General features: G+C 43.7%; 11 protein-coding genes. 2 read left to right on the top strand and 9 right to left on the bottom strand.

Going from position 1 to position 12,360, the window contains the following annotated elements; translation table 11 throughout:
* Both LMH66_RS14585 and LMH66_RS14590 read right to left on the bottom strand, forming a co-directional pair.
* Window positions 1–1,037 (bottom strand): IS91 family transposase (locus LMH66_RS14585; RefSeq protein ID WP_229370854.1); only part of this gene is annotated, 1,037 nt, incomplete at its 3' end.
* A complete protein-coding gene (locus tag LMH66_RS14590; RefSeq protein ID WP_229370855.1) occupies window positions 1,034–1,924 on the bottom strand; it encodes a tyrosine-type recombinase/integrase in 891 nt (296 codons plus the stop codon). The genes LMH66_RS14590 and LMH66_RS14585, both read right to left, overlap by 4 nt.
* Window positions 1,925–2,143: 219 nt before the next feature.
* Here LMH66_RS14590 and LMH66_RS14595 point away from each other — a divergent pair, with 219 nt between their 5' ends.
* Window positions 2,144–2,635 carry a rod shape-determining protein gene (locus LMH66_RS14595; protein WP_229370856.1) on the top strand — a complete coding sequence of 164 codons (492 nt, stop codon included), beginning with the start codon at window positions 2,144–2,146 and terminating at the stop codon, window positions 2,633–2,635.
* Window positions 2,636–2,719: 84 nt separating this feature from the next.
* Window positions 2,720–3,136 (top strand): hypothetical protein, encoded by a 417-nt coding sequence (locus tag LMH66_RS14600; RefSeq protein ID WP_229370857.1) that lies wholly within the window; start codon window positions 2,720–2,722, stop codon window positions 3,134–3,136.
* Window positions 3,137–3,277: 141 nt separating this feature from the next.
* Here the strand turns inward: LMH66_RS14600 and LMH66_RS14605 are convergent, their stop codons facing one another.
* The 7 genes from LMH66_RS14605 to LMH66_RS14635 form a co-directional block, all read right to left on the bottom strand.
* Window positions 3,278–4,228 (bottom strand): LysR family transcriptional regulator, encoded by a 951-nt coding sequence (locus LMH66_RS14605; RefSeq protein ID WP_229370859.1) that lies wholly within the window; start codon window positions 4,226–4,228, stop codon window positions 3,278–3,280.
* A gap of 177 nt (window positions 4,229–4,405) precedes the next feature.
* Window positions 4,406–6,430 (bottom strand): Fe(3+)-hydroxamate ABC transporter permease FhuB, encoded by a 2,025-nt coding sequence (fhuB, locus tag LMH66_RS14610; protein ID WP_229370860.1) that lies wholly within the window; start codon window positions 6,428–6,430, stop codon window positions 4,406–4,408.
* Entirely contained in the window at window positions 6,430–7,443 is a 1,014-nt protein-coding gene (locus LMH66_RS14615; RefSeq protein WP_229370861.1) for an iron-siderophore ABC transporter substrate-binding protein, read from the bottom strand. Before LMH66_RS14615 ends, fhuB begins: the two co-directional genes overlap by 1 nt.
* Window positions 7,437–8,204, bottom strand: a complete 768-nt coding sequence (locus LMH66_RS14620; protein WP_229370862.1) for an ABC transporter ATP-binding protein — start codon at window positions 8,202–8,204, stop codon at window positions 7,437–7,439. The genes LMH66_RS14615 and LMH66_RS14620 overlap by 7 nt, the downstream gene beginning before the upstream one ends.
* The gene (locus tag LMH66_RS14625) at window positions 8,204–8,926 is read right to left on the bottom strand and encodes a siderophore ferric iron reductase (RefSeq protein WP_229370863.1); all 723 of its coding nucleotides are present in this window, start codon (window positions 8,924–8,926) and stop codon (window positions 8,204–8,206) included. The genes LMH66_RS14620 and LMH66_RS14625 overlap by 1 nt, the downstream gene beginning before the upstream one ends.
* A 130-nt stretch (window positions 8,927–9,056) precedes the next feature.
* The gene (locus tag LMH66_RS14630) at window positions 9,057–11,264 is read right to left on the bottom strand and encodes a TonB-dependent siderophore receptor (protein WP_229370865.1); all 2,208 of its coding nucleotides are present in this window, start codon (window positions 11,262–11,264) and stop codon (window positions 9,057–9,059) included.
* A 171-nt stretch (window positions 11,265–11,435) separates the two neighbouring features.
* Window positions 11,436–12,326: an AraC family transcriptional regulator gene (locus LMH66_RS14635; protein ID WP_229370866.1), complete on the bottom strand. Its 891-nt coding sequence runs from the start codon at window positions 12,324–12,326 to the stop codon at window positions 11,436–11,438.
* Window positions 12,327–12,360: the final 34 nt, after the last annotated feature.

The raw sequence follows: 12,360 nt of genomic DNA on the forward strand, positions 1-12,360 counted from the left end.
CCCATAAATATCATCGGTTGTCGGCAACAAGGGCAAGGTCGTATGGCTTGAGTTTTAGTGGTGTTTTCGAGCGGCGTAAACACGGTACCAGCAACGGCTAACATAAAGCGTATTCTTTGCCGTAGCCTGGCAGCACTTCCTCTGAGTAATCCATAATCTCTCACTCGCCGTAAGCCTTTCGGCAGCACATGTTGCAGTACCAACCATAGAAATTCGACAGTGGGTAAAGTACGTATTTCAGTGGCTTGGGTTTGGTTATTTTGATACTCGAAGCTCACTTGGTCATCGATATTGCTGACGATATTTTTATCGGGTACTACGCCGCGATAAAGGTATCGCGACAGGTACTTTAGTGCAGGCAGCCCTTTGCCAACGTGTTGACAGTCAACCACCCACTTTTTGGGGATTGAGGTTGGTATCTTGATGTTGAGCTTATCGGTTAGTTGCGCTAGCAATCGTGCTCGCCACACTTTGGCCAGATTAAAGGCGTTGAACAGGTATTTACCCTTATTCTTTGTCCACTGCTTTTTGTGCTTATCAAAACTGCCTGCCGGAATGATGAAGTGAATGTGCGGGTGCAAGTCACGCCTTCGGTTATGGGTATGCAGCACGCCAGTAAAACCAATCTCACCACCGAGTTTCTTTGAATTTTTAGCAAAGTCTTTTAGCACGCTGGCGGCCACTGAGAACATGGCTTGATACATCATTTCAGGTTGGTGTTTAGTGACGCTTCGTAGTTCATAAGGCAAGGTGAACGTCACCATGTAATATTCTACGGGCAGGAGTTTAGCTTGCTGTTTGTTGAGCCAGTCTGTCGTGGTGTTGTGCTGACATTGCGGGCAACTGCGATGACCACATGATAGCGGAAAATCAGCAGTATGCGTGCAGCTTCGGCATGCCCAATGGCTGGTTCGCTCAGTATTACTGCGACAATTAAGCATGGCGTAAATGGCTTGGCGCATGGATGATGTCATTTGACCATCATAAGTCTGATTAAAGTCATCAAGGTGGTCGCGTAAAAGTTCAATGAACATCATAAATCGCACTCCCATTTGAGCACCAAATTATCAGTCAGTTGGTTGACAGATAGGGCGGTATTTTTGCGAGTGATAGTGGTGAGGCGGGTATAGCGGGCGGTGGTATTAAGGCTGTTGTGACCGAGCAGAGTTTGCACTGAGCGCAAATCTAGCCCTTGTTCTAACAAATGAGTGGCGTAGCTGTGGCGTAAATTATGTGGGCTGATGGATTTGTGAATATTACACTCACGGATAACCCGTTTTAAAGCTTTCTGAATGCCGCCTTTATCTATCAATGAATCAGGCTGGCTATCTTTGCCTGGAAAAATCAGTCGAGGGTGGCGATGAGTTTGCCAGTAATATCGCAGTGCTAATAAGGTCGGTTTCGGCAGCGGAACTAACCTATCTTTACCGCCTTTAGCGTTACGAATATGTACCTGCATAATCTGTGAATCGATATCACCAACCTGCAGTGAAATCGCTTCACCGAGACGTAACCCCAAACTGTACAAGGTGAGAAAACACACTTGATATCGCAGCTTATGAGTAAGGCTAATAACGCTAGAGATTTCAACAGGGGTGAGAACATCAGGCAGTCTATGGACTTGCGGCGGCTTAACAATATTAAGCCACTCCCACTGTTGATTAAGCACGTGTCGGTAGAAAAACTGTAAGCCATTACGGTCGAGCTTCACGGTGCTCCACGAATGTGAATCAATCAAACTGGCAAAGTAGCGCTTTAAGTCATTCGTTGAAAGGTTATCAGGGCAAGCATCGAAATAAGCACTAATGCGCCTAACGGCGCGACTGTAAGCATCGACAGTTGCAGGCCGCTTGCCTTGCAGGGTTAAGTTGGTAAGATGTTGTTCATAAAGAAAATCAAAGCGTTGTTGCTCGTGTGTGTTCATCGTAATACTCCTAGAAAGTTGCCAAGGTAGGCAGGGTCTAGTAAGTATTTAAGATGAGAGAATAAAGGTGAGTTTTTATCTTTTCTGCCGCAGAGCGGCTTCGTTCAACAAGTAATTCAACAGGACTAAAAACAGCGGGCTCTTTTCGCTTCGCTCAAGTTTAGCCCACAATTTTTAGCCCGTTAATATGGGCGTTAAGTGGCTCGGAGGCCGAGAGTATTGTTCACATATCTTAGAAGTCTTTTCTCGAATGATTTACTTGTTGAGTTAAGTGAAAGTAAAATTTCGATTAAGGTTTTTTCGTCAGATATAAAGTTTGAAGAAGAGCCATATATTGCTGTAGAGAAAACCAAAAAAGGTGAAATTGTTAAGGCTATAGGAACAGAAGCAAAACGGGAAACTGCTACCAATATCACAATAATTAACCCTTTTAAGCACACTAGATCATTTGTTGCAGACTTTATGCTTGCTGAGAAAATTCTTCAACATGGAATCTATCAAATCCATAAGTCTAGAATTCGTCCAGCACCAAGAATCATTATGCACCAACTTGAGAAAGTTGAAGGTGGTTTAACTTCTATAGAAGACCGCGTACTACGGGAGCTTGCTGCCGGTTCAGGAGCAAGAGAAATTATAATATATTTAGGTGGTAAAATTAACACTAGCGTTGAAAGTTTTGACTCTATAAAGTCAAGAGTGTCAGCTACTTAAAACGGACTGCTAACAGTTGGCAGCGCTTCGTTCCTCGCTATTTTAGCCCCTTAGCAGGGCGTTAAGCATTTAGGAATTTTCCCCATGGATAGGAAGTTACCAAATCTGTTCTTGTATTCTCTCGCTCTACCAGTAGTTTGGTTTGCACTAGCCTTTTTGACTCTAAACCTAGCGCCAAATGTAGAAGTAGGCATTGCTGGTTCGGTAGTCACAGTCTACCTGGCAACGATTTTTATATGTCGGCACTTTTCTAAATCATTCAAACGGTATTTTGAGAAAGGGGAGAAGATTCGCCTCGCAATTTATATGGTTCTTTGGATGGGGCTTATTCGCTGCTTGTCTTTGTATGGATTAGATGAAGGGCTTTCATCAAAAGAACTCATGCTCGCGATTGGAGTTATCTTAGGTATAGATTTTTTGATAATTGCCTCTAGTGTATTTTCTGTAAGTCATAAATTTAATAAGTTTTTCCTTAGGCGTTACAATGCTGGAAATGCCTAACAAGAGACTATGGTTACTCTTAGCCTTAAACTATCTAAATCTTCTACATTGTTCCTTTCCAGAAATGCTTAGACAGCTAACTCACTTATCCCCTAATTTCAGCTTCACTCATTAATGTTTGGCAACATCAAAACCTCAATACTATTTATACAGGTGCTTATAATCAGGCAGGTGATCTAACCAGAACGGTGGTGTGCCGATGTATTCTTGTACCGCTTTAATAAACTCACTGACTAACAAGGTTTGCTTTCGATGCGGGTACACCGCATAAATCCCCGTATCCATGGTGGATAAACCATAATCGGTTAGCAGTGGCACCAATTTAGTCTCTGCAATAGGTTGATCTAAATTAAATAAATCCACCATGGCATAGCCAATACCCGATTGCACTGCACTCATTAGTGAACGTACATCACTGATATGATAATTACCGCGCATTTGGTAATTTTTGTATTGCTCACCATGGGGGAATTCAGTTAAACGCATTTGATCTAAACTGACATTGCCATTGCTGTAAACCACGGCCGGTAATTGCACTAGCTCCTCAGGAGTTGTCGGCATGCCATGTTCAGCGATAAAGGCTTCTGAAGCCACTATCGCAAAATGGGTTTTAGCGATTTTCTTGGCTATTAAATTAGACTCGGTCAGCTTACCGACCCTAAACGCCAGGTCGAAGTGATCAGTAATAATATCGGTGAGTTTGTCATCTAAATTAAGGGTGACTTTTACATCAGGGTAGCGCTTCATAAACGCGGTAACCACAGGCTGTAGATATTCCTGCCCGAAGTAAATCCCTGAAGTAATACGAATAATGCCTTTGGGTTCTGACTGATAGGAGTCAGCAATATTTTGAATTTGGGTTAAGGTTTCCATCAAATTCTGAGTTTGTTCTAAAATCTCTTCCCCTGCAGAAGTCAGCGAAAAAGAACGTGTAGAACGGTTGAGCAGTTGCACCCCAAGCTCAGTTTCAAGCTTTTTAATCTGCTTCGACAGTAGCGAATTATCCATATCATGCAAGGTGGCAGCTTTTGTAAAAGAACCTTGCTGAACCACATCAAGAAAAAGGGCTAATTGCTTGGTGGTGGATGACATAAATTAATTCCTATACTGATAAGTGTAGATAAAACAAAGCGTATTAAGCATCGTATTTTATCCATCTTAGCAGCTAAGTCGCGATTGTTGCTGCTCTCAACCACAACAAACTTGATCTGAAAGACAAAAGGGCTCACTTATAATGATTGCAGTGAGCTCTTTATTAATTCATCAAAGCTAACTCATCGAGCGCCTGCCTTTAAGCAGCAATAAAATAAAGTAAATGCCACCAACTATCGACACGATAGTGCCCGCTGCAATTTGCGATGGATAGACTAAGTTTTGCCCTAGCCAATCAGAAAACACCATCAAACTCGCGCCTAGTATTGCCGCCGTGGGCAATTGCATCTCCACTTTTTTCGCGCCCAAAATCACCGCCATGTGCGGCGCTAACAATCCAATGAAAGAAACCGGTCCCATGGTTGCCGTAACCGCAGCACACAATAAAGCCACACAACACAGCAATAACACAAACGCCCGCGGCACATTTAAACCACGCGCTTTAGCAAACTCACGCCCTGTTGAAATCAGCGTCAGCCAACGACATGTGACTAATGCAAAGCCAATTAAACCAATTACAATCGCGGCTAGCATTACTGCCGATGACGGCGTGACTCGGTAGGTTGAGCCCGCAAGCCAACTTAAAATAATGTAGGAGGTTTCATCACCCTTAGCTAAGGCAAACTGCACTATGGCTTCAATCAATGCAGTCAGCGCAATACCAATTAAAATCAGCATTGAAGGCGCGTACTGGTGACGCTTACCCAGTACAAGCAATACCCCTAGCACCGACATACTGCCTAAAAAGGCAATCACAGGTGCGGTGCTAAAGATGTTTAACCCAATAAAAATCGCCCCGCCAACCAATGCCAGCGTTGCCCCCGCAGAAATACCTAAAATATCTGGGCTGGCAAGCGGGTTATAGATCAAACGCTGTAATAACACCCCTGCTACCGCAAGCCCTGCACCAGCAGCAGCTGATGTTATCAATCTTGGCCATTGAATTTGCCAGCCAAAGGCATCAGGGATTGCCCATATCCAGCTGACTTCTTGTCCGTTTGTCACGCCTTGACCATGAGTGACTTGATTAAACAAGGTCGTAAATAGTCCAAGGGCCACCAAGACAAACAATAAGCCCAATAACTTAGGTTGGCTCATTGCATAATGACTTTTCGGCATTGAAAATGACAATTGATCTTGCGCCGATAGCTTACGGCGGGTGAACCAAATTAATGCTGGCGCACCAATCAAGGCTGCGGCGGTACCAGAAGGAACCAGATCAAATGTGAGTACACTTAACCCCACTGCTAAAGCGTCGGTAATCACTAAGATAACGCTGCCTAACAACATGCTATAAAACAGTTCATCTTTAGGGGTTCTTGCCCCAAGTTGACGGGCAATATTAGGCGCCAACAAGCCAATAAAACTAATGACGCCCACAGTGGTAATGCTAGCAGCGACTAACCATAAGCCAATGGCAAATAAACCGAGAATCGCCGGAATAATGTTTAATCCACGAGCTGAAGCACTCGCTTGGCCCATGCGCAATAAAGCCAGTACTCTTGGCGCAAATAAGAAAATCAATATTGCAGCTGACAACTTAGGGAGTAACCATTGCACTTGCTGCCAGCCATTTTGTGCTAAATCGCCCGCGCCCCATATGAATAGGTTTTTAGCATATTGATCATTCAGCAAAATGATCGCTGTTGCTATTGCGCCCAATAGAATATTAACTGCCATACCCGCTAGTACCACAGGTAAGCCTGCAAGGTTACGCACACCTGCAATCAATATCACTAAGCCAAGGGTCAGCATGGCGCCAATTAACGCCGCTACAGAGGCATAATCGCCCACCAGCGTTGGAAACCACACATTCATAATCACTAACGCAAGCCAGGCGCCAGAGGCGGTACCTAAGGTCATCGGTGACACCAGCGGGTTTTGGGTCAATTGCTGCATTAAACTGCCCACTAACCCCAGCATCGCGCCGACCATAATCGCCATGACAATACGAGGTAGTTGAGACTCTACAAACATGATGGCATCAAAATTATCTGCCAATGCTTGTCTGTCAGCAAAATGCATCAATAAACTGAGCTGCTTGGAAACTTGAATTTGGGTATCAATTTGAGCCGACACCAGCACTGCGAGAACCAAGCCAATAAAGGTTAATGCATATCGATTAATTAAAGGCTGACTCATTAAAGCTCTCCTTCAATCGCTGATTTATCAGAGCTCATTAACTCTGCGTCGATGGCCATTGGCGCTGTATTAAATGAATTGGGGGCAATAGCTAATAAGCTTTTAGTCAGGGCTTGTGCCATATATTCAATTGAAATCGCCCCTCCGTAGTTCCATGCAGGGGCAATACTGTTCATCTTGTTATGACGCACAAATGGCATGGCATTCCACATCACGCTCTGGCTAAGTTCAGTTTCTTGGGCAAATGGCTCAAAATACAACGCGACACCATCACCAATATAACGCAGTGATTTTAAACGCTGCTGTTTAAGGCCCCATTGAGTGGCTTCAACTTTTAATGCGGGTTCAATGCCTAATAATTTAAGTGCGTATTGCGCTGTCGAGTTATCACCGTATAAATATACCGAAGTCATACTGGCAAAACGAAACGTACTGACCTTCGGCAATGTGCCGTTATAGGCACTCAGCAATTGCTTTTTTTGCTCGGCTATCACAGCATGCATTTGAGCAATTCTCGTTTGCGCCTCAGACTCTTTGCCTAATAGCTTGGCAATGCTCAAAAAGTTATCTAATGCAGCTTGGGCATTATCATGGTGTTCACTGTAGGTTTGAAAAAATAACACTGGCGCGATTTGTTCAAGTCGTGGCAATAAATCTAATTGTGGTGAAGCGATAATAATCACATCAGGTTTCAGCGCAGCCAAACGCTGAAAGTTCGGTTCAACGCGAGTGCCCACATCCATCACCTCATCAGGCACTGCTGGGTTCATTACCCACTCTTTGTACCCAGCGACATCAGGCATTGCGATGGGCGTTACGCCTAATTCAAGTACTTGCTCAGCAACATCCCAATTCAACGCGGCAACTCGAGTGGGAATGCTGGCAAACTGCTGAATACCATTGCTATCTTTAATCTCAATTATTGAGTTAGTACTACGGAGCTGATCCGTAAAGCCTTTATGTGGCATCATCAGCACAGCGGTTAAGCACAATAAAACCACGACTCTTAGCATACAATCGCCACCTTATGCGGCTTGCTTGGGTGATCAACTAATGTCACTGGTGTCGCGTATAAATCACTGAGTAAGGTTTCATCTAACAAAATATCGGTATCACCTTGAAAAGCGATTTTGCCTTTCTTTAGTGCAATAATTTGGGTAGCAAAGCGCAGTGCAAGGTTCAAGTCATGCAAAATCACAATCACGCCAACCCCTGTCTCTTTATTAAGACGGCTGAGTAATTCCATTAACTGGTACTGATGCTGAATATCAAGCGCAGAGGTGGGTTCATCTAGAATCATCAATTTGGCTTGCTGCGCCAGTAACATCGCCACCCAGGTACGTTGACGCTCACCACCTGATAACTGATCCGCTAAAGTATCTTTAAAATCAGAAACGCCGGTTTCTGCCATTGCTTGCTCAATAATCGCTTGGTCTTCATCGCGCCAGCGCCCTAAAGTACCGCGCCAAGGAAAACGCCCTAAACGCACTAGTTCAGCCACGTTGAGACCTGCCACCTCAGGCAGTTTTTGTGGCAAATATGCCACAGTACGAGCTAAGTCTTTCGCGCTGTATTTACTTAACGTTTTATCTGCCAAGGTGATTTTACCTTGCTCAGGCTGAAATTGATTGGCAAGTAAGTTAACCAGTGTCGACTTACCCGAGCCATTATGCCCAAGCACCACAGTCAGTGCATGAGGGTCAATATTGAGTTGCTCGATATCAAGAATGGTACGTTGATCGCGGATAACTTTGACGTCGTTCAGTTGGTACATTAAACACTCTTCTGTTTTAGCTTGGGACAATTAGCGCATTTCTGGCCAGTGACGGTTTTATACACCGAGCAGCAACTTGAACGAGTAAATACTAATTGGTTGGTTATAGGTGATAGCTGAATTTTCTTAAGATGTTCGTCTGGCAATGACAACGCATTTAACCATAATGCCGCCTGCTGACGGATAAAATAGGTTGAAAACTCAGGGTTAGTCTGTTGCAACAAGAGTAGACGATTCAATAAGGCATCTGCAATTAAATGCTCTACAAATCGAGGCCGACAACGGACTGATTGATCTAATTCTTGGCGAAAATGCTCAAAGATAGTCAGTAATTGCTGACCCGCTGCGCTCACCAACTGATGGTACTCGCCCGTGCTGCAGTCAGTGCACGAAAAGCAAAAACCTGCCACTACACCGTCTTGATGACGCTGGGACATATTGCATAAATCAGGTAGGGCTTGGCAATGATAAATCGCTGTAATAGCAACATACAGCGGCTGCCAAGTCAGTAAGTCCCAGCTGCGAGTCAGCCAATAAGCTTGGCCCGCTTCAGGCGATTGCTGCCTAATACTTTGATGCAGAGAACGAATGTTTTGTAAGTTCGATTGCTGAGATGAAATCAGTGATGAATCGGGAGCGTCAGAAACCAAAATCTCCCCTTTAAGGTAAGGAGAGATTTGTTCACATTGCTGATAAATATCGTTAAAAACAGATAAACTCATTGCATCGCCACTTATTACATTGGTCAGTTTGCATTCATTACTAATAGCTTTTATTACTAATAGCTTTCATAAATAAGTAAAACCATAAAACGAGGCTTTCGCCCCGTATTTATGGCTATCGTAAACGCAATTAGAAGTTATATTTGAAGTTTAATTCAACGTTACGTTCTGCGCCGTACCAACAATTCACTGAGTCATAACAGGTGTAGTACTCTTCGTTGAATAGGTTATTAGCAACTAAATTAACGCTAGCACCTAATAAACTGCTGCTGAACTCGCCAAGATCATAACCTACTGATAAATCCACTAAGGTGTATGATTCAACTTGGTCTGTGTTCATCGCGTCCATTTGCATTTCGCCCACATAACGCACACCACCGCCAATGCGCATACCCGCTAGCGCACCATCATCAATGTGGTAGTTAGTCCACAATGATGCTGCATGTTTCGGTACATAAATAGGTTGAGTACCTTGCAAACCGTTGCCGCTGTCTTTGGTAATTTCCATATCGATATAGGTGTAATTAACCGCGACATCGACATTGTCATTAACAAACCACTGGCCTTCGAATTCAGCGCCGCGAGATTCAATCTCACCGATTTGCAGTTTATCGCCCCAAGGATCATCAGGGTTCGCCATTAAGGCATCACTTTTCACAATGTTAAAGAACGACAAGGCCGCTGTTTTGCTTTGATCTGCTGAGCCATACTTCAAGCCGAACTCAAACTGCTCGCCCATTTCTGGTTTGTATGTCGAACCATCGGTTTTAGTCCCCGCAACTGGCTCAAAACTGGTGGCATAGCTAACAAATGGCGAAATCCCATTTTCAAACTCATACATTGCGCCAACGCGGTATGAAAACTCTTGATGATCAGCAGCTGAGTTTGTATCAGCATAATCATCTGAATATTCACTCGATGAGCTGTAGTCATCGTAGCGGCCACCCAAAATCATAATTAGATTGTCGTAGCGCATTTGGTTTTGGAAATACAAACCCGTTTGCTCAACTTTAACGTCATCCGTCGCATCATAAGTCGAGTTTAATTCTGACGGGTTGATCATGTCGTTATTCGGATTAAAGATATTGAACGTACCAAACTGGCTGGTCATCCCATATTCTGAATAAGCCGAAACACCATCAAGTTTTTGGTAATCAAGACCGAACAACAAGTTATGCTCAACATCACCGGTATAAACTAAACCTGATAATTGGTTATCAATGGTGAAACCTGTTGAGCTTTCTTCAGTACTGTAAATGTTACGATCTAGGATGCCTGTTTCAGGATCAAAGTTATCACCTAAATGGTAAGTATTCTTTTGCGTTAACGTCGCATCCATATAGCGGAAGTTTTGCAAAAACGACCAGTTATCGTTGAAATCATGATTGATTTTATAACCCGCTAATACAAACTCACGCTCAAACTCAGACCAGTTTTTGTCGCCAGCGAAAGTCGATGAGCTAGTGCTGCCGTTTGGATTGTCATAAATCATGCCTGATGACGGCAATGATGAGTTCATTCCCATTGATGGATCGTTCTGGTAGTACAGATTGAAGTTTACGTAGGTACTGTCCGACACGTTCCAATCAATCGAAGGTGCGAACACAAAACGTTCTTCTTCGGTATGATCAACTTGACCATCTTTGCTGCGCGCTAAGGCAATCACTCGATAAGAAAAATCACTGTCACCAATTTGGCCAGTGGTATCAATAGAGGCTTCGATTAAATTATCAGAACCTGCCGCCACATTCACTTCTGTGCTGCGTGCATCTTGTGGGGTTTTAGCAATCATGTTGACCATGCCACCTGGTGGCATTGAACCGTAAAGTACTGACGTTGGTCCTTTAAACACTTCAACTTGCTCAAGCGCTACAGGGTCAATTTGAGGCTGTAAGTTCCAACCCGTTAGTGACTGCAGTACTAAGCCGTCATAGTAGCTTTGATTAACATCAAAACCACGAATATTAAAGGTGTCATACATGGTGACAGCGCCACCTTTTTGCTCAGTGGTCACGCCTGGCACATATCGCAGAGCTTGGTTTAATGACTTAACACCGCGTTGCTCAAGTAATTCGCTGTCTATTACAGTGACGCCTTGAGGTGTTTCAAGCGGCGTTAGCGATGTTTTAGTCGCTGTATTTCGATAGGCTTGGCCAAGAACTGTAATGGTTTCAAACTTTGGGATTTCAATCGATAAGTCATTAATCTCTTCAGCTAACACTTGCTGGCTATAAACCATAGATGCGCTCATTGCTGCTGCAACCATGGATAATTTAAATGACTTACTACTGTTAGATGAGACCATACCGCCCTCTGCCTTTTTAACGTTCAATTCCATGTCAGTAAACATGAATACTAATGAGAATGATTATCAAGCGCGGATGATATAGTGTTTCAACTAGATACATTTAACAATTTGGTGCATGAAGGGAGGAATTTATAAAATAAATGTTATTTCGAGAGAAGTGTCACACTTACAAGATGCAAAGAGAGAGGCAATAGAAGTAAATTAAGTCACGCTTTTAATCGGCAGCCAATACTCCATATGGGAAGGTTCATCCGTATTGATACTTAGGGCACCATAATGCTCTAAATCAAAACCATCAACGCCCTCAAAACCTGATTGAGGTAACCAGTCACAAATTAACCATTCAACTAGCTGACCAAAACCGCTTAGCAAGCCATGATAAGACACCACTGCATACTCTTGGCTTGGTATTGTTAAACAGGTTAATTGCTCCGACTCGACTAACGCCTGAATCGCCAAAGGCAACTCAATATCGACCGTAAGCGCAGCCCAGTAATGCAGGTCTTTAGGTAATCGGGTATCAACAACGCCAATCATTTGCGCCGTTAAAGCCCCTTCATCGTCAATCAGATTGAATAACGACGCCCATGTAATCGGCACTATGGTCGCAAAATTCGGCGCCTCAGCCAGTAAACCATTCACAGGAGTAGATACACCATAAACGGTAAAGCCCGGCCTATGTTCAATACGGGTTTGTAATGAGGTGCTATCAATAAAGTGCTCAGCACGTTGAGTTATTGCATTGCGCAAGCCGACTTTGGTGCCGCGTCTGCGATATTGGCTAGGGCTAAGCCCAAAAAGTTGCTTAAAAGAACGACTAAAACTCACCTCTGAGGTAAAGCCAAATTGATAGGCAATATCCAACATTCGATCATCAGTAGTCACTACTTTATCTGCAGCCAGACTTAACTTTAGTTCTCGGACATACTGCGCCACATTCAAGCCCGTTTGCTGCTGAAAAATACGTTGTAATTGCCAGCGAGAAAGCTGGCACACTTCAGCAAGCTCATCTAAGCCGAGCGTCTTATCACTATTGTGATGAATATAATCAAGCACGCGTTCTATTCGGCTATAAGGCGATTGGCCTTTCATAAAATCTATCCAAAATCTCAAATGATACAAATAA

Source organism: Shewanella sp. 10N.7, assembly GCF_020806285.1.
In the GTDB taxonomy this organism is placed as follows: Bacteria; Pseudomonadota; Gammaproteobacteria; order Enterobacterales; family Shewanellaceae; genus Shewanella; species Shewanella electrodiphila.

Excerpts from the sequence above, each read along its gene's own strand:
- LMH66_RS14590 (WP_229370855.1), bottom strand. The coding sequence starts at position 1,924 with ATGAACACACACGAGCAACAACGCTTTGATTTTCTTTATGAACAACAT.
- LMH66_RS14600 (WP_229370857.1), top strand. The coding sequence starts at position 2,720 with ATGGATAGGAAGTTACCAAATCTGTTCTTGTATTCTCTCGCTCTACCA.
- LMH66_RS14605 (WP_229370859.1), bottom strand. The coding sequence starts at position 4,228 with ATGTCATCCACCACCAAGCAATTAGCCCTTTTTCTTGATGTGGTTCAG.
- fhuB (WP_229370860.1), bottom strand. The coding sequence starts at position 6,430 with ATGAGTCAGCCTTTAATTAATCGATATGCATTAACCTTTATTGGCTTG.
- LMH66_RS14615 (WP_229370861.1), bottom strand. The coding sequence starts at position 7,443 with ATGCTAAGAGTCGTGGTTTTATTGTGCTTAACCGCTGTGCTGATGATG.
- LMH66_RS14620 (WP_229370862.1), bottom strand. The coding sequence starts at position 8,204 with ATGTACCAACTGAACGACGTCAAAGTTATCCGCGATCAACGTACCATT.
- LMH66_RS14625 (WP_229370863.1), bottom strand. The coding sequence starts at position 8,926 with ATGAGTTTATCTGTTTTTAACGATATTTATCAGCAATGTGAACAAATC.
- LMH66_RS14630 (WP_229370865.1), bottom strand. The coding sequence starts at position 11,264 with ATGGAATTGAACGTTAAAAAGGCAGAGGGCGGTATGGTCTCATCTAAC.
- LMH66_RS14635 (WP_229370866.1), bottom strand. The coding sequence starts at position 12,326 with ATGAAAGGCCAATCGCCTTATAGCCGAATAGAACGCGTGCTTGATTAT.